General features: G+C 53.3%; 17 protein-coding genes and 2 tRNA genes. 13 read left to right on the forward strand and 6 right to left on the reverse strand.

The window, feature by feature from the left end; genetic code table 11:
- Nucleotides 1-108: 108 nt before the first annotated feature.
- Both FVB43_RS21655 and FVB43_RS21660 read left to right on the forward strand, forming a co-directional pair.
- Nucleotides 109-185: transfer RNA gene (locus tag FVB43_RS21655), tRNA-Asp, on the forward strand.
- Nucleotides 186-239: 54 nt separating this feature from the next.
- A tRNA-Trp gene (locus tag FVB43_RS21660) sits at nt 240-315 on the forward strand.
- 132 nt (nt 316-447) lie between these two features.
- Here FVB43_RS21660 and hdfR read toward each other — a convergent pair.
- Nucleotides 448-1,275, reverse strand: a complete 828-nt coding sequence (gene hdfR / locus FVB43_RS21665; RefSeq protein WP_133846884.1) for an HTH-type transcriptional regulator HdfR — start codon at nt 1,273-1,275, stop codon at nt 448-450.
- A 121-nt stretch (nt 1,276-1,396) separates the two neighbouring features.
- Between hdfR and FVB43_RS21670 the strand changes: the two genes are divergently transcribed.
- Nucleotides 1,397-1,735, forward strand: a complete 339-nt coding sequence (locus FVB43_RS21670; RefSeq protein WP_062749119.1) for a MaoP family protein — start codon at nt 1,397-1,399, stop codon at nt 1,733-1,735.
- A gap of 32 nt (nt 1,736-1,767) precedes the next feature.
- Here the strand turns inward: FVB43_RS21670 and FVB43_RS21675 are convergent, their stop codons facing one another.
- A complete protein-coding gene (locus FVB43_RS21675) occupies nt 1,768-3,291 on the reverse strand; it encodes a YifB family Mg chelatase-like AAA ATPase (protein WP_167864774.1) in 1,524 nt (507 codons plus the stop codon).
- 340 nt (nt 3,292-3,631) lie between these two features.
- On the opposite strand from FVB43_RS21675, the gene ilvL reads away from it, so the two are divergent.
- From ilvL to ilvA, 6 genes are all read left to right on the forward strand, one after another.
- Nucleotides 3,632-3,730: an ilv operon leader peptide gene (gene ilvL, locus FVB43_RS21680; RefSeq protein WP_105595116.1), complete on the forward strand. Its 99-nt coding sequence runs from the start codon at nt 3,632-3,634 to the stop codon at nt 3,728-3,730.
- 140 nt (nt 3,731-3,870) lie between these two features.
- Entirely contained in the window at nt 3,871-5,517 is a 1,647-nt protein-coding gene (gene ilvG, locus FVB43_RS21685) for an acetolactate synthase 2 catalytic subunit (RefSeq protein WP_159338528.1), read from the forward strand.
- Entirely contained in the window at nt 5,514-5,771 is a 258-nt protein-coding gene (gene ilvM / locus FVB43_RS21690; protein ID WP_133846881.1) for an acetolactate synthase 2 small subunit, read from the forward strand. The genes ilvG and ilvM overlap by 4 nt, the downstream gene beginning before the upstream one ends.
- A gap of 18 nt (nt 5,772-5,789) precedes the next feature.
- On the forward strand, nt 5,790-6,716 hold the full coding sequence (locus FVB43_RS21695) for a branched-chain amino acid transaminase (protein ID WP_133846880.1): 927 nt from the start codon (nt 5,790-5,792) through the stop codon (nt 6,714-6,716).
- Between the two features lie 65 nt (nt 6,717-6,781).
- Nucleotides 6,782-8,632, forward strand: a complete 1,851-nt coding sequence (gene ilvD, locus FVB43_RS21700; RefSeq protein WP_133846879.1) for a dihydroxy-acid dehydratase — start codon at nt 6,782-6,784, stop codon at nt 8,630-8,632.
- Nucleotides 8,633-8,637: 5 nt separating this feature from the next.
- Entirely contained in the window at nt 8,638-10,182 is a 1,545-nt protein-coding gene (gene ilvA / locus FVB43_RS21705) for a threonine ammonia-lyase, biosynthetic (protein WP_133846878.1), read from the forward strand.
- Here the strand turns inward: ilvA and ilvY are convergent.
- Nucleotides 10,179-11,060 (reverse strand): HTH-type transcriptional activator IlvY, encoded by an 882-nt coding sequence (ilvY, locus tag FVB43_RS21710; protein WP_133846877.1) that lies wholly within the window; start codon nt 11,058-11,060, stop codon nt 10,179-10,181. The genes ilvA and ilvY overlap by 4 nt on opposite strands.
- 167 nt (nt 11,061-11,227) lie before the next feature.
- On the opposite strand from ilvY, the gene ilvC reads away from it, so the two are divergent.
- Nucleotides 11,228-12,706, forward strand: a complete 1,479-nt coding sequence (gene ilvC / locus FVB43_RS21715) for a ketol-acid reductoisomerase (protein WP_133846876.1) — start codon at nt 11,228-11,230, stop codon at nt 12,704-12,706.
- A gap of 71 nt (nt 12,707-12,777) precedes the next feature.
- On the opposite strand, the gene ppiC is transcribed toward ilvC, so the two are convergent.
- Complete coding sequence (ppiC, locus tag FVB43_RS21720) at nt 12,778-13,059, reverse strand: peptidylprolyl isomerase PpiC (RefSeq protein ID WP_133846875.1); 282 nt, start codon at nt 13,057-13,059, stop codon at nt 12,778-12,780.
- A gap of 88 nt (nt 13,060-13,147) precedes the next feature.
- On the opposite strand from ppiC, the gene rep reads away from it, so the two are divergent.
- The gene (rep, locus tag FVB43_RS21725; protein WP_133846874.1) at nt 13,148-15,166 is read left to right on the forward strand and encodes a DNA helicase Rep; all 2,019 of its coding nucleotides are present in this window, start codon (nt 13,148-13,150) and stop codon (nt 15,164-15,166) included.
- 40 nt (nt 15,167-15,206) lie between these two features.
- On the opposite strand, the gene gppA is transcribed toward rep, so the two are convergent.
- Both gppA and rhlB read right to left on the reverse strand, forming a co-directional pair.
- The gene (gppA, locus tag FVB43_RS21730) at nt 15,207-16,691 is read right to left on the reverse strand and encodes a guanosine-5'-triphosphate,3'-diphosphate diphosphatase (RefSeq protein ID WP_133846873.1); all 1,485 of its coding nucleotides are present in this window, start codon (nt 16,689-16,691) and stop codon (nt 15,207-15,209) included.
- Nucleotides 16,692-16,697: 6 nt separating this feature from the next.
- A complete protein-coding gene (gene rhlB, locus FVB43_RS21735; RefSeq protein WP_133846872.1) occupies nt 16,698-17,990 on the reverse strand; it encodes an ATP-dependent RNA helicase RhlB in 1,293 nt (430 codons plus the stop codon).
- A 128-nt stretch (nt 17,991-18,118) separates the two neighbouring features.
- On the opposite strand from rhlB, the gene trxA reads away from it, so the two are divergent.
- Together trxA and rho are read left to right on the forward strand one after the other, a co-directional pair.
- Nucleotides 18,119-18,448, forward strand: coding sequence for a thioredoxin TrxA (gene trxA, locus FVB43_RS21740; protein WP_133846871.1), 330 nt, complete (start codon nt 18,119-18,121; stop codon nt 18,446-18,448).
- Nucleotides 18,449-18,811: 363 nt separating this feature from the next.
- A complete protein-coding gene (rho, locus tag FVB43_RS21745; RefSeq protein WP_056234711.1) occupies nt 18,812-20,071 on the forward strand; it encodes a transcription termination factor Rho in 1,260 nt (419 codons plus the stop codon).
- The last annotated feature ends 130 nt before the right edge of the window (nt 20,072-20,201 follow it).

Below are 20,201 nucleotides of genomic sequence, written 5' to 3' on the forward strand. Positions count from 1 at the left end.
GAGAGTAGGGAACTGCCAGGCATCAAATTAGTTCCTTTTCCCCTGACAAGGAAAATAACAGGAACAAACTTGTATCAGACGTTTTCTGATGTGAGTGTAAGGACCGGTGGAGCGGTAGTTCAGTTGGTTAGAATACCTGCCTGTCACGCAGGGGGTCGCGGGTTCGAGCCCCGTCCGTTCCGCCAATTATTAAAAATTATGCCTGCTAAATTTAGCAGGCATAATGTTAAGCATAATTTAGGGGCGTAGCTCAGTTGGTAGAGCACCGGTCTCCAAAACCGGGTGTCGCGAGTTCGAATCTCTCCGCCCCTGCCAAATAAAAACAATCCTTTGCTTCGGCAAAGGATTTTTTTTGTCTAAAATTCCTGCCATGTTACCCCTGTAATCATCTTAAAAGCATAAAAAAGGACCAGCAAGCTGGTCCGATTCGATGGTTATTTATACGCTTTATGCTCTTATATTGACCGGAGACTTAATGAGTTGTCGGATATATGCCTGCTGATCGCTGTTTTGTAGCCATACCGCATACAGCGGTCTGGATGCGACAGCGGTATCAGGGATGACTAGCAGATCGCTGTACTCTTTCCCCCACACATCCGGTAAAAATGCACAGGCCCCAGTGGTATGCAGCAGTTGCCTGGCCAAATGTGCTGAGGTTGTTGTTAGTACCGGAACATCATCAGCGCCGGCAAGATAACTTTCATGTTGATGAAAATCAGCACCCCATTCCAACTTAATGTAATCATATTTCTCCTTTTTCTCGGATTTTTTTGACCGGAAAAGAGTCAGTGAAATATGGCCAATTTGCTGACTGGTCAGCTCATCCATTTTGGGGGCTTCGGTCGTAATAAGCAGGTCAAGTTGTCTCTCATGTAGCTGTTTAACCAGCAAATGACGCTGCGCAACACGCGCTTCCAGATGTAAGCTCTCACGGTTCTCATACAGCGTTTGCAGCCAGGGTGTCAGATAAGCCTCCCACAGAGAAGCACTGGCCCCGATCGACAGCTCGTGATGTTGCTGAGTGTGCGCTACCTCTTTCTTAGCCATCAGCCATGTGCTCATCAGGCTCTCTGCATAGGGCAGCAAACGCTCCCCTGCAGACGTCAGTCTGATGTTATTACGATGGCGGGTAAAAAGGTTCACTCCCAGCTGATTTTCAAGCTGTCTGATGCGAAAACTTACAGCAGATTGCGTGAGATAGAGTGCTTCTGCGGCACGTCCAAAGTGGCGAGTTCTGCTCACTTCAAGAAAGGTTTTCAGTAATTCCGTATCCACATCCATCTCCTAAAAAACATTTGTCGTTATGATTTAAATGTTTTGTTTTACACTCTGTCAAGCCTATCTAATACTCCGCGCCATAAATAGCACGGCCATAAATGAGTTAGGAGCGTGTAAAATGGCGGAAAGCTTCGCAACAACGAATCGTTTTTTTGATAACAAACATTACCCTCGCGGGTTCTCCCGTCACGGTGATTTCACCATCAAAGAAGCCCAACTTCTTGAGCGTTATGGTTACGCTTTCAACGAACTGGACCTGGCAAAACGTGAGCCAGGTACGGAAGAAGAGCGTCTGTTCATTGAGGTGTGCCGGGGCGTGCGTGAGCCGCAAACCGAGGCAGAAAAAGTCTGGTCAAAATATATGACCCGAATTAAACGTCCTAAACGTTTCCATACCCTGTCCGGCGGTAAACCGCAGATGGAAGGCGTTGAAGACTACACGGATAGTGACGATTAAGAAAAAGGGGCTTCGGCCCCTTTTTCATTTCCCTACTGCAGGCTGTTATGCAGATGAATCAGCAGGCGGTCGATCCCTCGGTAACTAACGGCTTCCGTTAAATGCTCCCTGCTAACCTCGTTCTCCCCTGCCAGATCGGCAATCGTACGTGCCACCTTCAGCAAACGTTGCCATGCCCGCACTGACAGCCCCAGTTGGTTCAGCACTTGCTCCAGCCATTGAGCATCCTCAGGCGTAAGTGTACAGCATGCCTTGATATCGTTGTTGTTCATTACCGCATTCACTTTGCCGCAGCGATTGATCTGGCGTTCCCGTGCGGCCAGCACACGTTCACGCACCTGCTGACTGGACTCTCCATTACCCTGTTGTGTACTCAACATCCCTGGTGGTAGTAACGGCACTTCAAGAGAGAGATCAAAACGATCGAGAAAAGGGCCAGACAGACGGCTGAGATAACGTAATGTCTGCTGGGGTGAACTTCGATTATGTGGGCCGCTATAATGCCCGGTTGGGCTGGGGTTCATTGCGGCGATCAGCTGAAAGCGTGCCGGATAGGTGATTTTGGCACGTGCCCGCGAAATACTGATCTCCCCTGATTCAAGCGGTTCACGCAGTGCATCCAATGCGCGGCGTTCAAACTCCGGAAGCTCATCAAGAAACAGTATGCCGTTGTGGGCAAGGGAAATCTCACCTGGCTTAGGCAGTGAACCACCGCCGACAAGAGCATACAGAGATGAACTGTGATGAGGGGAACGGAATGGCCTCTGGCGCCACTGACGGTGCAGATCGCCACTGCCTAGCAGACTGGCTACGCTGGCACTCTCCAGGGCCTCACGATCGCTTAGAGGCGGCATCAGACCGTTCAACCGTGAGGCGAGCATCGTCTTCCCCGTGCCGGGTGGGCCAATTAAGAGCAGGTTGTGCCCACCGGCTGCTGTTACCTCCAGTGCGCGCTTGGCCTGCTGCTGGCCGATAATCTCGTTTAAATCCCCTGTAACGTGCGACAGACAGACCAGGTCGTTGCTCTGGGCTTCTTCAAGCTGCGTTCTGCCATGCAGGAAAGCACAGACCTCAAGAAGATGGCTGGCGATTAAACTTTTCCCGTGCTGGATAAGGCCAACATCATTTTGGTTATCCGCTGAGAGGATGAGTTGCCTTCCTGCATTGAGTGCCGCAACGGCTGCAGGAATTGAGCCCTGTACGCCACGTAGCGCGCCGTTGAGGGCTAACTCACCGAGGAACTCATACCCGGCAAGTTTCGCCGCAGGAATCTGCTCTGAAGCTGCCAGGATGGCTATAGCGATAGGCAAGTCATACCTGCCGCCTTCTTTCGGGAGATCGGCGGGGGCAAGATTGACGGTAATGCGTTTTGCAGGAAAGGTGAAACCGCTGTTAATGATGGCGCTGCGCACCCGGTCCCGGGCTTCTTTAACTGTCGTTTCGGGCAGACCAACCAGTGACAAAGCGGGCAGGCCATTACTCAGGTGAACTTCAACAGACACCAGCGGCGCCTGAATGCCCAATGCGGCACGGGTATTGGCAACAGATAGCGACATAGACACTCCTTGTATTCGCTACTGTGCACTGTCGATTTGCCTCTGACGAGGATGACATCAGGAATTTGTATGCTGCGCCGTAATGAATTTCATCAGGTCGACAGCGGAAGACATCTTCGTGCGATCTGCCACGCACATTCTCACTATGTGGAAATAAAGCAGTCACGCGCCGTGAGTGATGAAAAAAATTCAATTTTTCCTTATTAACTGAATAACAATAGTTTTTTCTGGATTTGCGTCGGCCGTCATAAAATAAAGTGATGAAAAAAGTTGAATTAATGCTAATAACTGTGATAACTCTGTAGGCATTACTTCGAACAAGCGAACTAAAAGAATTCAAATGAAAGCCCTTCTACGAGTCATTAGCCTAGTCGTCATTAGCGTCGTCGTGATTATTATCACGCCGTGCGGGGCTACGCTCGGAGAAAGAAAGGCTTAAAAATCAAGCCTGATTTCGAAAGAACCCCCGCACCGAAAGGTCCGGGGGTTTTTTTTTGGCAAGGTATCAACGACAGAGGAACAGAATATGAACAGTAGCATAAAATGCTGTTGTTCCCAGCGAGAGGCGGGGGAATAACTATGAATGGTGCTCAGTGGGTGGTTCAAGCTTTGCGTGCACAGGGAGTCGAAACAGTTTTCGGCTACCCGGGTGGTGCAATCATGCCGGTCTATGACGCGCTCTATGACGGCGGTGTCGAACACCTACTGTGCCGCCACGAGCAGGGTGCAGCGATGGCCGCTATCGGCTTTGCTCGTGCAACCGGTAAAGTCGGCGTCTGTATCGCCACTTCCGGGCCGGGTGCCACCAATCTGATCACCGGGCTGGCAGATGCCATGCTGGACTCTGTTCCTATCGTCGCCATTACCGGGCAGGTCTCTTCTGCCGTGATGGGGACGGATGCTTTCCAGGAAATTGATGTTCTCGGCCTGTCGCTGGCCTGCACCAAACACAGCTTCCTCGTTGAATCCCTTGATGAACTGCCGGTGGTGATGGCCGAAGCTTTTGCCATTGCGAAATCAGGTCGGCCTGGCCCAGTACTGGTTGATATTCCTAAGGATATCCAGTTAGCGAGCGGCGATCTGGCCGCCCATCTGCTGCCAGTTGAACAGGAAATGGCACATCCTCACGCGGAATTACAGCAGGCGCGTAATCTGCTGGCGCTGGCGAAGAAGCCGATTCTGTATGTGGGCGGTGGCGTGGGTATGGCTGATGCTGTACATGCGTTGCGTGCTTTTGCGAAAGAAACGGGAATTCCCACTGTCGCAACGTTGAAAGGTCTGGGCACACCGGATGCTGATGACGAATGCTACCTGGGTATGCTGGGCATGCACGGTACCAAAGCGGCCAACCTGGCTGTGCAGCAGTGTGACCTGCTGATCGCTGTCGGGGCGCGCTTTGATGACCGCGTCACCGGAAAACTCGACACCTTCGCGCCGCATGCCAGTGTGATCCATCTGGATATTGACCCTGCCGAGCTGCATAAACTGCGCCGTGCACATGTTGGCTTACAGGGCGATCTTAATAAGCTGTTGCCTGATTTGTATCAGCCAGTATCCATCAGCGCATGGCGTGATGAAGTGAAAGCGCTGAAAGCCGATCATGGCTGGCGCTATGATCATCCCGGCGAGGCGATTTTTGCTCCGCTGTTTTTAAAACAGTTATCAGATCGTAAACCGCAAAGTGCGGTAGTGACTACCGATGTGGGCCAGCACCAGATGTGGGCTGCACAGCATATGAGTTTTAACCGTCCGGAGAATTTCATCACCTCCAGCGGTCTGGGCACGATGGGCTTCGGCCTGCCCGCAGCCGTGGGTGCGCAGGTTGCCCGTCCAGATGACACGGTCATCTGCGTCTCGGGCGATGGCTCCTTTATGATGAATGTCCAGGAACTGGGCACCGTTAAGCGTAAACAGCTGCCGGTAAAAATCGTTTTGATGGATAACCAGCGCCTGGGGATGGTACGCCAGTGGCAGCAGTTGTTCTTCGAAGAGCGTTACAGCGAAACGAATCTTTCAGATAACCCCGATTTTCTCATCCTGGCCAGTGCATTTGGCATTCCTGGCCAGCGCATTACCCGTAAAGATCAGGTCGACGCCGCATTAGACGCTTTGCTGCACAGTGAAGGGCCATACATGCTCCACGTCGCGATTGATGAGCATGAGAACGTTTGGCCTCTGGTACCACCGGGCGCCAGCAACGAAAATATGATGGAGAAGACTTCATGAAACAGCATCAATTGTCTATAGAAGCACGCTTTCGCCCGGAAATACTGGAACGCATTTTGCGCGTCGTTCGTCACCGTGGCTTCCAGGTGTGCTCAATGAACATGGCGTCGCTGGTCAATACTGACAATATTAATATTGAGATGACCGTTGCCAGCCAGCGCTCTGTCGATTTACTGTCAACGCAGTTAAGTAAATTGATGGACGTTGCATGCGTTCAGATCCAACAACAAACAACACAACAAATCCGCGCATAAGCGCGCAAGGAAACAAGAATGACGAAGAAAGCAGACTTTATCTGGTTCAACGGCGAGATGGTAAAATGGGAAGACGCAAAGGTCAGCGTGATGTCCCATGCACTGCACTACGGCACTTCAGTGTTTGAAGGCGTACGTTGCTATGACTCGCATAAAGGACCAGTAGTCTTCCGCCATCGTGAACATATGCAGCGCCTGCGCGATTCTGCAAAAATCTACCGTTTCCCGGTCAGCCTGAGTGTTGATGAGTTGATGGAAGCCTGCCGCGCCACACTGCGCAAGAACAACCTGAAAAGCGCCTATATTCGTCCATTAGTCTTCGTGGGTGACGTCGGTCTGGGTGTTAACCCGCCGGACGGCTACGAAACGGATGTGATCATCGCAGCCTTCCCATGGGGCGCCTACCTGGGTGCTGAAGCGCTGGAGCAGGGTATTGATGCCATGGTGTCTTCATGGAACCGTGTAGCGCCAAACACGCTGCCAACCGCAGCGAAAGCCGGTGGTAACTACCTTTCTTCTCTGCTGGTCGGTAGCGAAGCACGCCGCCACGGTTACCAGGAAGGCATCGCGCTGGATACTCAGGGCTACATCTCTGAAGGTGCAGGTGAGAACCTGTTTGAAGTCAAAGACGGCATCCTGTTCACGCCGCCGTTCACCTCTTCCGCTCTGCCAGGGATTACTCGTGACGCCATCATCAAACTGGCGCAGGATATGGGTATTGAAGTTCGTGAGCAGGTACTGTCTCGTGAATCTCTGTATCTGGCTGACGAAGTGTTCATGTCAGGCACAGCAGCGGAAATCACCCCTGTACGCAGCGTCGACGGTATTCAGGTTGGCGAAGGCAAGCGTGGCCCGGTGACCGAGCGTATTCAGTCTGCATTCTTTGGTCTGTTCACTGGCGAAACGGAAGACAAATGGGGCTGGTTGGATCCGGTTAACCCATAACAAAAAATACTTTTCGCGGGCATCATTTGATGCCCGCGCACTATCTGATTTCTGGAGTAAAGAGCATGCCTAAGTATCGTTCCGCCACCACCACCCACGGCCGTAATATGGCCGGTGCCCGTGCCCTGTGGCGCGCCACAGGAATGACCGATGATGATTTCGGTAAGCCGATCATTGCGGTGGTTAACTCCTTCACGCAGTTCGTGCCGGGTCACGTTCATCTGCGCGATTTGGGGAAACTGGTTGCTGAAGAGATCGAAGCCTCTGGCGGCGTGGCGAAAGAGTTCAATACCATTGCGGTGGATGATGGTATCGCCATGGGCCACGGCGGGATGCTCTATTCTCTGCCGTCACGTGAGTTGATTGCGGACTCCGTGGAGTACATGGTCAATGCGCACTGCGCTGACGCCATGGTCTGTATTTCCAACTGTGACAAAATCACCCCGGGAATGTTGATGGCGTCACTGCGCCTGAACATTCCGGTGATCTTCGTCTCCGGCGGTCCGATGGAAGCCGGTAAGACCAAACTGTCCGACAAAATTATTAAACTCGATCTCGTCGATGCGATGATTCAGGGCGCTAACCCGAACGTCAGCGATGCGGAGAGCGACCAGATTGAACGTTCTGCCTGTCCGACCTGCGGCTCCTGTTCCGGTATGTTCACCGCCAACTCGATGAACTGCCTGACCGAAGCGCTGGGTCTGTCACAACCGGGCAACGGCTCGCTGCTGGCAACGCACGCTGACCGTAAAGAGCTGTTCCTGAATGCGGGCCGTCGTATTGTTGCGCTGACCAAGCGTTACTACGAGCAGGATGATGAAACCGCACTGCCACGCAGTATTGCCAGCAAAGCGGCGTTCGAAAACGCCATCACGCTGGATATTGCTATGGGCGGCTCAACCAACACCGTTCTGCATCTGCTGGCTGCCGCACAGGAAGGCGAAATCGATTTCGATATCTCTGACATTGACCGTCTTTCCCGCCTGGTTCCACACCTGTGCAAAGTGGCACCAAGTACCCAAAAATACCATATGGAAGACGTACACCGTGCCGGTGGCGTACTGGGCATCCTTGGCGAACTGGACCGTGCCGGACTGCTGGACAACAGCGTACGTAATATCCTCGGACTGAGCCTGCGTGAAACACTGGATCAGTACGACATCATGCTGACCAAAGATGAAGCCGTGAAAAAGATGTTCCGCGCTGGCCCGGCAGGTATTCGTACCACGCAGGCGTTCTCGCAGGACACTCGCTGGGACACGTTAGATGACGATCGCCAGGAAGGCTGTATTCGTTCACGCGAGTTCGCCTTCAGTCAGGACGGTGGTCTGGCCGTACTGTATGGCAACATTGCTGAAAACGGCTGTATTGTGAAAACAGCCGGTGTGGATGAAGGCAGCCTGGTGTTCAGTGGTCCGGCAAAAGTGTATGAAAGCCAGGATGATGCTGTTTCTGCCATTCTTGGCGGCAAAGTGGTTGCTGGTGACGTTGTGGTGATCCGCTACGAAGGACCAAAAGGGGGGCCGGGTATGCAGGAAATGCTCTACCCAACCACCTATCTGAAATCCATGGGTCTCGGTAAAGCCTGTGCGTTGATCACCGATGGGCGTTTCTCTGGCGGTACCTCCGGTCTCTCAATCGGTCATGCCTCACCGGAAGCGGCCAGCGGCGGGACCATCGCGCTGGTCAAAGATGGCGATATCATCGACATTGATATCCCGAATCGTGGCATCCAACTGGCGGTACCAGAGAATGAACTGGCTGCCCGTCGTCTGGAAGAGGATGCACGTGGCGATCAGGCCTATACGCCACACGGCCGTGAGCGTCAGGTTTCCTTCGCACTGCGCGCTTATGCCACTCTGGCAACCAGCGCCGATAAAGGTGCCGTCCGTGACAAGAGTAAGCTGGGAGGCTAACCAACATGGCTGAATCTCAACCGCTATCCGACCAGCCCACGGGCGCAGAGTATCTGCGGGCCGTGCTGCGTGCGCCGGTGTACGAAGCTGCACAGGTGACCCCGTTGCAGAAGATGGAAAAGATCTCCGCGCGTCTCGGTAATACGATTCTGGTGAAACGCGAAGATCGCCAGCCGGTCCACAGTTTCAAGCTGCGCGGCGCCTATGCGATGATCGCCGGGCTGAACGCAGAGCAGAAAGCCTGTGGTGTGATTACAGCATCTGCCGGCAACCACGCGCAGGGTGTGGCGCTGTCATCCAGCAAGCTGGGGATTAAGTCTCTGATTGTGATGCCAGTGGCAACGGCCGATATCAAAGTGGATGCTGTGCGGGCGTTTGGCGGTGAGGTTTATCTGTTTGGGGCCAACTTTGACGAGGCCAAAGCCAAAGCCATTGAGCTGTCTGAGCAGCAGGGTTACACCTTCGTGCCACCGTTCGACCATCCGATGGTGATCGCCGGGCAAGGCACGCTGGCGATGGAACTGCTGCAACAAGATGCGCATCTGGATCGTGTGTTCGTGCCGGTGGGCGGCGGCGGGCTGGCGGCAGGTGTTGCGGTGTTGATCAAACAACTGATGCCGCAGATCAAAGTGATTGCGGTGGAAGCGGCCGATTCAGCCTGTCTGAAAGCCGCGCTGGATGCCGGGCATCCGGTCGATCTGCCACGCGTCGGGCTGTTTGCCGAAGGGGTGGCGGTGAAGCGGATCGGCAGCGAAACCTTCCGTCTTTGCCAGGAGTATCTTGACGACATCATTACCGTCGACAGTGATGCGATCTGTGCCGCGATGAAAGACCTGTTTGACGATGTGCGTGCTGTGGCGGAGCCTTCGGGCGCACTGGCGCTGGCCGGCATGAAGAAGTACATCCAGCAGCACCAGATCCAGGGTGAACGCCTGGCGCATGTGCTGTCCGGTGCAAACGTTAATTTCCACGGTTTGCGTTATGTATCAGAGCGCTGTGAACTGGGGGAACAACGCGAAGCACTGCTGGCGGTGACGATCCCAGAGCAACAGGGCAGTTTCCTGCGTTTCTGTCAGCTGCTGGGTGGCCGCTCGGTCACCGAATTCAACTACCGTTACGCCAACGCAGACGATGCCTGTATTTTCGTCGGTGTACGACTGACGCGCGGATTATCCGAGCGTGAGGAGATTCTGACGCTGTTGTCAGAAGGGGGTTACAAGGTGGTGGATCTCTCCGATGACGAAATGGCGAAGCTGCACGTGCGTTATATGGTGGGCGGGCGTCCGTCAAAGCCATTACGTGAAAAGCTGTTCAGCTTTGAATTCCCGGAGGCACCCGGTGCGCTGCTTCGTTTCCTGCAAACACTGGGTACCCACTGGAATATCTCGCTGTTCCATTATCGCAGCCACGGCACGGACTATGGCCGCGTGCTGGCGGCGTTTGAACTGAGCGACAGTGAACCGAAGTTTGAAGAGCATCTGGCGGCACTGGGTTATGATTTCCACGACGAAACGCATAACCCGGCTTTCCGTTTCTTCCTGGCCGGTTAAAGCAATTTCCAGAAAGCATCAATAAGCGGCTCACTGAGCCGCTTTTTTTGTACGCAAACGCCTAACTCAAACGGCGCCACCATCTCCACATCTTCCAGTTCCAGAATACGATTGCGTATCGGTTCCGGGCTGTTCTCCAGCACCACATCCGGCAGCAGGGCAATACCACAGCCCAGCGCGACCATTGACACAATCGCTTCATGACCGGACACCGTCGCATAAATCTGAGGATTGGCGATATGACGATGACGGAACCAGAGATCAATACGCCGCCGCGAAGGGCCCTGAGCGGGGAGAATAAACGGAATTTGCGCCCAGTCGGGTTGCGGTTGCGTCGCCTGAGCCCGTACCGGACAGGGCAGTGCCGGGGCGATTAACACCAGCGGGATTAACCCCAGCGGGGTAAAACCGATGCTGGTGGGCAGCGTTTCCGGCCGTCCGGCGATGGCAATATCCACTTCGTTAGACTGCACTTTTTCCACCGCGTCGGCAGCATCGCCCGTGGTGAGTTTGATTTCGACCAGCGGATGCTCGGCACGAAAGCGATCGAGAATGGGTGGCAGATGGCTGTAAGCGGCCGTCACCGAGCAGAACATTTTCATCTCACCGCTGAGTGACGGGCCGTTCTGGCCCATCGCGTGCCGCATCTGCTGGTACTGTAGCAGCGTCTGCTGGGCAAACTGACGCAGGCGCTCTCCGGCATCGGTCAGGGTGACAGTGCGGTTATCACGCAAGAATAACGTCTGGCCAAGGTCTTCTTCCAATCGCTGGATTTGGCGTGAGAGCGTGGAAGGACTGACATGCATCGCCCGCGCACTGCGCCCGAAATGGCGGCTTTCAGCCAGATGTAGAAACAATTTCAGGTCACGCAAATCCATCAGAGTCAGGCCTCATTCTTATGTTGCAAAATATGCAATGTCACGTTGTTAATATATCAATTTCAGCAACGCATTTCCTGTCATATGATAAGGTCTATTGAGGGTAAGGAAATAACCTACCCCGACAACAAACAATAATGCGAACACAACCTCATACGGAGTACCCCATGGCTAACTATTTCAACACTTTGAACCTGCGCAACCAGCTGGCGCAATTAGGTAAATGCCGCTTTATGGCTCGCGAAGAATTCGCTGATGAAGCCAGCTACCTGAAAGGCAAAAAAGTCGTCATCGTTGGTTGTGGTGCTCAGGGCCTGAACCAGGGTTTGAACATGCGCGACTCTGGCCTGGATATTGCCTATGCTCTGCGTGCTGAAGCGATTGCTGAGAAACGTGCTTCATGGCGTAAAGCGACCGAAAACGGCTTCAAAGTGGGTACTTACGAAGAACTGATCCCGCAGGCAGACCTGGTGGTTAACCTGACGCCGGACAAACAGCACACTTCTGTTGTTCAGGCTGTTCAGCCGCTGATGAAAGACGGTGCTGCACTGGGCTACTCTCATGGCTTCAACATCGTTGAAGTGGGTGAGCAGGTACGTAAAGACATCACCGTTGTGATGGTAGCGCCGAAATGTCCGGGTACTGAAGTCCGTGAAGAGTACAAACGTGGTTTCGGCGTACCGACGCTGATCGCAGTTCACCCGGAAAATGACCCGAAAGGCGAAGGCATGGCGATTGCTAAAGCCTGGGCAGCAGCGACCGGTGGCCACCGTGCGGGTGTGCTGGAGTCTTCCTTTGTTGCGGAAGTGAAATCTGACCTGATGGGTGAGCAGACTATCCTGTGTGGTATGTTGCAGGCTGGTTCACTGCTGTGCTTCGACAAACTGGTCGCTGAAGGCACCGATGCACCTTATGCAGAAAAACTGATTCAGTTCGGCTGGGAAACCATCACTGAAGCACTGAAGCAGGGTGGTATCACTCTGATGATGGATCGCCTGTCTAACCCGGCAAAACTGCGTGCTTTCGCACTGTCTGAACAGCTGAAAACCATCATGGCACCGCTGTTCCAGAAGCACATGGATGACATCATCTCCGGTGAGTTCTCTTCCGGCATGATGGCTGACTGGGCGAACGACGACAAAAACCTGCTGGGCTGGCGTGAAGAGACCGGTAAAACCGCCTTCGAAACCGCTGCACAGTTTGAAGGTAAAATTGCCGAGCAGGATTACTTCGACCAGGGCGTTGTGATGATTGCCATGGTGAAAGCGGGCGTTGAGCTGGCATTCGAAACCATGGTGGCTGCTGGCATCATCGAAGAGTCTGCTTACTACGAATCACTGCACGAGCTGCCGCTGATTGCGAACACCATCGCACGTAAGCGTCTGTATGAAATGAACGTGGTTATCTCTGATACCGCAGAATACGGTAACTACCTGTTCTCTTACGCAGCAGTACCGCTGCTGAAGGAGTTCATGACCACTCTGCAGGCAGGCGATCTGGGTAAAGCAGTGAACACTGCGACCACCGTTGATAATGCGCAGCTGCGTGATGTGAACGAAGCCATCCGCAACCACGACATCGAAACGGTAGGCCGTAAACTGCGTGGCTACATGACCGATATGAAGCGTATCGCTGTCGCAGGTTAATGACGCGCAGTACCTCCAGGGGCGGATCGACGATCTGCCCGAAAAAAAAGCGCCTGACGGCGCTTTTTTCATTAGTTACGGTACAACACCTTAATGATGTGGTAACCGAACTGGGTATGCAACGGGCCCTGTGGCTCGATCAGTGGGCAGGAGAACACCACTTTATCGAACGCCGGCACCATTGCACCTTGTTTGAACTCGCCTAAATGGCCCCCTTTCTTACCTGACGGACAGGTCGAGTGTTTCTTTGCCAGCTTCTCAAAATCGGCACCTTCTGCCAGCTGGGCTAACAGATCCTGAGCCAGTTTCTCTTCTTTTACCAGAATGTGCAGTGCTGCTGCCATTTTTGCCATGATGTTACCTTGAGTCATAGGGATTTGGCTGGCTATACTACCACGCTGTTATTTTCTTCCCTCTGCAATTTCATTGAGTGACTTATCTATGCGTCTTAATCCTGGTCAGCAACACGCCGTCGAATTTGTTACCGGGCCTTGTCTGGTACTGGCTGGTGCCGGTTCGGGTAAAACACGCGTGATCACCAACAAAATTGCCCATCTGATCCGCGAGTGTGGCTATCAGGCACGCCATATCGCCGCAGTGACGTTTACCAATAAAGCGTCGCGTGAGATGAAAGAGCGTGTGGCACAAACCCTTGGCCGTAAAGAAGCACGCGGACTGATGATTTCGACCTTCCATACCCTGGGTCTGGAGATTATCAAGCGCGAATATGCTGCGCTGGGCATGAAAGCCAAATTTTCGCTGTTTGACGATCAGGACCAGCTGGCATTACTCAAAGATCTGACGGAAGAGTGGCTGGAAAATGATAAAACCCTGCTGCAACAGCTGGTCTCAACGATCTCGAACTGGAAAAACGATCTGATGGATCCCTCGCGTGCGGCAGCGGGGGCGCTGTCCGAACGCGATAAGCTCTTTGCACATTGCTATGCGCTGTATGACAGACACCTTAAATCGTGCAACGTGCTGGACTTCGACGATCTGATCCTGCTGCCCACGCTGTTGTTCCAGCGTAATCTGGAGGTTCGCGAGCGCTGGCAGCAACGCATACGCTATTTGCTGGTGGATGAATATCAGGATACCAACACCAGTCAGTATGAGCTGGTTAAACTGTTAGTGGGTAACCGGGCACGCTTCACCGTGGTAGGGGACGACGATCAGTCAATCTACTCCTGGCGCGGGGCACGGCCACAAAACCTGGTGCTGCTGCAGGAGGATTTCCCGGCGCTACAGGTGATTAAACTGGAGCAGAACTACCGCTCTTCCGAACGCATCCTGAAAGCCGCGAATATCCTGATCGCCAATAACCCACATGTGTTTGAAAAGCGCCTGTTCTCTGAGCTGGGGTATGGCGCCGAGCTAAAAGTGATCACGGCTAACCATGAGGATCATGAAGCAGAACGCGTGACCGGGGAGTTGATTGCCCATCACTTCATCAACAAAACCGGCTACAAAGATTACGCCATTCTCTATCGTGGTAACCATCAGTCGCGGGTGTTCGAAAAGATGCTGATGCAAAACCGCATCCCGTATCGTATCTCTGGTGGTACCTCATTCTTCTCACGCCCGGAGATCAAAGATCTGCTCGCCTACCTACGCGTGCTGACCAATGCTGACGATGACAGTGCGTTTATGCGTATTGTGAACACGCCACGGCGCGAAATTGGTTCAGCCACCCTGCAAAAGCTGGGCGACTGGGCCATGCAGCGTAACAAGAGCTTGTTCAGCGCCAGTTTTGATATGGGTCTGGAGCAGACGCTGAGCGGCCGCGGGCTGGAATCGTTACAGCGCTTTACTCACTGGTTGCAGGAGATTGCCCGGCTGGCCGAACGTGAACCTGTAGCGGCGGTTCGTGATTTGATCCGGGGTATTGATTACGAGAGCTGGCTGTTTGAAACGTCGCCCAGCCCCAAAGCCGCTGAAATGCGCATGAAAAACGTCAATACCTTGTTCCAGTGGATGACGGAAATGCTGGAAGGCAGTGATATTGACGAAGCGATGACGCTGACCCAGGTGGTGACGCGCTTCACCCTGCGTGACATGATGGAACGTGGCGAAAGCGATGAAGATTCCGATCAGGTCCAGTTGATGACGCTGCACGCTTCTAAAGGCCTGGAGTTCCCTTACGTTTTCCTGGTGGGTATGGAAGAAGGGTTGTTACCGCATCAGAGCAGTATTGACGAGAACAACGTCGAAGAGGAGCGCCGTCTGGCTTATGTAGGGATCACGCGCGCGCAGAAAGAACTGACCTTTACGCTGTGCCGCGAACGCCGTCAGTATGGTGAGCTGGTGCGCCCGGAAGTCAGTCGTTTCCTGCTGGAGTTGCCGCAGGATGACTTACAGTGGGAAAGCGAGCGTAAAGTGGTCAGTGCGGAAGAGCGCATGCAGAAAGGCCAGAGCCACCTGGCGAATCTCCGCGCGCAGTTGGCAAAAGCAAAGAAATAGCACCCGGATTAACGCAGCATCACACCGGGCGCAGCAGATTTCAAACGATGACTAATGACCAGTGCACATAGCTTTGCCAGTGTGCCTCCTGCTCCAGCAGCTCTGCACGCAGAGGATGCGCTTCCAGCCAACCTGTCGGCAACGTCAACGTCAGATTATCATCATCCGCCAGTAAACGGACGGCGGGCAGCATGTCATCGCGCCTGCGGCTGGCGAAAATAATCGCTAATCGCAGCAGACGGCACATCCGTTCGGCAACACGTGGCGGTACGGCATTTTGCTGACTTAACAGCGCCAGATCGATACCGTTCACCTGATTTTGCAGCAATGTCGCCAGTAGTTTTTTCTGCGCTGGCGTAAAGCCCGGTAAATCAAGGTGGCGCACCAGATAAGCCGCATGCTGTGGTGCCTGACGGAAATCGACGCTCAGACCAATCTCGTGGATCAGACAGGCACTTTCCAGCAGTTCCCGGCTGCGGTCGTCCAACTTCCACACCTGGCTGACCTGACGGGCAAAACTGTCTGCCAGCTGGCGGACACGCTCTGCCTGCTCAGGGTCAATCGCAAAACGGCGCTGGATATTGTGCAGCGTGCGGTTACGGATATCACGATCCACTGGCAGATGCAGCATGCCATACACCAGACCTTCGCGCAGCGCGCCACCGGCCAGCGTCATGCTGTTGATATTCAGCTCGGTAAAGATAGCAATCAGAATAGACAGGCCGCTGGGGAACACTAACGCGCGCTCAAGAGTCAGCCCTTCAATCTCCAGCTCTTCCAGCTTGCCGCACTGAATAGCGCGCTGTTTCAGTTGCTCAAGTTTACTGAGCGTGATGCGCTCATCCATGCCCTGAGCCATCATAATTTCTTGCAGGGCTTGTACAGTGCCGGACGCGCCCACGCAGACCTGCCAGCCCTGTTCGCGTAAAGCATCAGCCACCGGACGGATCATGGCTCGCGCCGCTTGTTCCGCCTGTTCGAAATTCGCTTTACCCAGATGACGATCGGCAAAATAACGTTCAAGCCAGGTGACACAGCCCATCGACAGACTAAACAGCGTCGTCGTCTGTGAACCTCTGCCGGTGACCAGCTCGGTACTGCCGCCACCGATGTCGACGACCAGTCGTTTGTCCGACCCACCCGTAGTATGCGCAACACCTTGATAAATCAGGCGTGCTTCATCTTCACCGCTAATGACATTGATCGGACAACCGAGGATTTCCTGGGCTTTGACCAGGAAACTACCGGCATTGGCAGCAATACGCAGCGTGGCTGTCGCCACAACGCGGATTTGTTCGGGAGGGATGTCCTGCAGTTGCTCGGAAAACAACCGCAGACACTGCCAGCCTCGTTCCATTGCCTCATCTGAAAGATGATTATCGGCATCGAGACCAGCAGCAAGACGCACCTTGCGCTTGATGCGGGCAATGGTCTGGATACTGCCAGCCACTTCGCGCACCACCAACATATGAAAGCTGTTCGATCCTAAATCGATCGCAGCATAGAGTGATGATGCACTCAGCATGGCGGCTTAACCTGAACGTTTGCGGTTAGGGTTACGCGGTGCGCTACTGCGGCGGTTGTTATTTCCACCACGGCGCGGGCCATTACCAGAACGGTTACGTGTTAAGCGTTTTGGTGGTGGCAATTCGCTCATCAGCGCATCGCTGTTATAGCGACTGACCGCAATGCTGTGACCGATGTATTCTTCAATACCTGGCAGGTTCAGCGCGTACTCTTCACAGGCGAGGCTGATAGAGTGACCATTGGCGCCTGCACGACCTGTACGACCAATGCGGTGAACGTAGTCTTCGCAGTCGTCTGGCAAATCGTAGTTAAATACGTGGGTCACTGCAGGAATATGCAAGCCGCGTGCAGCGACATCCGTCGCGACGAGGATATCGACATCACCCTTGGTGAAATCATCCAGGATACGCAGGCGTTTTTTCTGTGCCACATCGCCGGTTAACAAACCAACACGGTGACCATCTGCAGCCAGGTGGCCCCAGACATCTTCACAGCGGTGCTTGGTATTGGCGAAAATGATGGCGCGATCGGGCCACTCTTCTTCCAGCAGCGTTTGCAGCAGACGCATTTTTTCTTCATTGGAAGGGTAGAACAGCTCTTCTTTAATACGGTGCCCGGTTTTCTGCTCCGGTTCGACTTCAACGTATTCCGCGTTGTTCATGTTCTCAAACGCCAGCTCACGCACGCGGAAGGACAATGTTGCGGAGAACAGCATATTCAGACGCTGGTTGGCGGCAGGCATGCGGCGGAACAGCCAGCGGATATCTTTAATGAAGCCGAGGTCGAACATACGGTCAGCTTCGTCGAGTACCACCACCTGGATGGCGCCTAAATTCACGTGATTCTGTTTAGCGTAATCGATTAAACGACCCGTGGTGGCGATTAACACATCGACACCGCTTTCGAGCACTTTAAGTTGCTTATCATAGCCATCACCACCGTAAGCCAGACCAAGCTTCAGTCCGGTTACCTGCGCCAGAGGCTCTGCATCCGCATGAATCTGCACCGCCAGTTCGCGCGTTGGTGCCAGAATCAGCGCCCGCGGTTGGTTAACCTGGCGACCTTCCGGTGCGGGGTGAGAAAGAAGATGATGGAACGTTGACGTCAGAAACGCCATCGTTTTGCCGGTACCGGTTTGCGCCTGACCTGCTACATCACGCCCGGAGAGCGTAAACGGTAATGCCAGCGCCTGGATAGGCGTGCAATTATGAAACCCTTTAGTTTCAAGGGCTTCAATAACCTGAGGGTGCAGGGCGAAGTCGGAAAACTTCTGTTCGGTTAAGTGTGTTTTGCTCATAGTGTGGTAGAATATCAGCTTACTATTGCTTTACGAAAGCTTATCCGGTGAAATAAAAGCAGTACAATAAACTCAGCCTTATGCTGCTTAATGCAACATCATGGTAAAGATAATCTCCTGGAGTAAACATGAGCGATAAAATTGTTCACCTGACCGATGACAGCTTTGAAACCGACGTTCTGAAAGCAGAAGGTTTGACGCTGGTTGACTTCTGGGCAGAATGGTGTGGTCCTTGCAAAATGATTGCCCCTATTCTTGACGAAGTGGCCGAAGAGTTTGATGGCAAGCTCACCGTTGCTAAACTGAATATTGATGAAAACCCTGCTACCGCTCCTAAGTACGGTATCCGTGGCATCCCAACCCTGCTGTTGTTTAAGAATGGCGAAGTGGCCGCGACGAAAGTCGGCGCACTGTCTAAAGGCCAGCTCAAAGAGTTCCTGAACGCGAACCTGGGCTAATCATGCCGTGCCGGCGCCTTGCGGTTTGAATTTTTCGCTGACCGCTAGACGCCCGGCATTAAGCATGCTAAGTTAAATCTACTGCACTACGCACTTGCCTTGTAGTTTGAATCTTTAGAATTACTCCTTGTTGAACACAGTATTCATCAAAAGTCTTACAGACGTTCAGCAATCTGACGGTTAGTATCAACTGATTTCCGGCTTCTTGTCCTCACCGTCTCCTCGTCTCAGATTTGCGTTTTCCTGCACGTGATCATCGAGTGGACTTCGGAACCAAGAACCAATTAAACAGGCATGGATCTTTCGCCATACCATTCACGACAAACAGTTCATGTTTTACCCCGAGTTTAAGAACCCACCATTATGAATCTTACCGAATTAAAAAATACGCCGGTTTCTGACCTGATTACCCTCGGCGAAAATATGGGGCTGGAAAACCTGGCGCGCTTGCGCAAACAGGACATTATCTTCGCCATCCTTAAGCAACACGCGAAAAGTGGCGAAGACATCTTCGGCGACGGCGTACTCGAGATATTGCAGGATGGATTTGGTTTCCTCCGCTCAGGAGACAGCTCCTACCTCGCCGGTCCCGATGATATCTACGTTTCCCCCAGCCAAATCCGCCGCTTCAACCTCCGCACAGGTGACTCCATCTCTGGCAAGATTCGCCCGCCAAAAGAAGGTGAACGTTACTTTGCACTGCTGAAAGTTAATGAAGTTAACTACGACAAACCGGAAAATGCCCGTAATAAAATCCTGTTTGAAAACTTAACGCCGCTGCATGCCAATTCTCGTCTGCGCATGGAGCGTGGCAACGGTTCTACCGAAGATTTGACCGCTCGCGTACTGGATTTGGCTTCGCCGATCGGTCGTGGTCAGCGTGGTCTGATCGTGGCTCCTCCGAAAGCCGGTAAAACTATGCTGCTGCAGAACATCGCGCAGAGCATTGCTTACAACCACCCAGACTGCGTGCTGATGGTGTTGCTGATTGACGAGCGTCCGGAAGAAGTGACCGAGATGCAGCGTCTGGTTAAAGGTGAAGTTATCGCTTCAACCTTCGATGAACCTGCATCCCGTCACGTTCAGGTTGCTGAGATGGTGATCGAAAAGGCCAAGCGTCTGGTTGAGCACAAGAAAGACGTGATCATCTTGCTGGACTCCATCACCCGTCTGGCGCGTGCCTACAACACCGTGGTTCCTGCTTCCGGCAAGGTACTGACCGGTGGTGTGGATGCCAACGCCCTGCATCGTCCGAAGCGTTTCTTCGGTGCTGCGCGTAATGTGGAAGAGGGCGGAAGCCTGACCATCATCGCCACCGCACTGGTTGATACCGGTTCGAAGATGGATGAAGTGATCTACGAAGAGTTTAAAGGTACAGGTAACATGGAACTGCATCTGGCGCGTAAAATCGCCGAGAAACGTGTGTTCCCTGCTATTGACTACAATCGCTCCGGTACGCGTAAAGAAGAGTTGCTTACCACGTCCGAAGAGCTGCAGAAGATGTGGATCCTGCGCAAGATTATTCACCCAATGGGCGAAATCGACGCGATGGAATTCCTTATCAACAAGCTGGCGATGACGAAAACCAATGATGATTTCTTCGACATGATGAAACGTTCATAACAGGTCGTTGGGCTGCGGGCAGACGCCGAACTGATCGTCTGGCCATACCGCAGTCGTCAAATTAAGTACAAAACTCGGGTAACGCCACGCATAGTCGTGGCGTTTTTTGTTTTTGGCCTATAGGCTATCC

This window comes from Erwinia rhapontici (assembly GCF_012271765.1).
Taxonomy (GTDB): Bacteria; Pseudomonadota; Gammaproteobacteria; order Enterobacterales; family Enterobacteriaceae; genus Erwinia; species Erwinia rhapontici.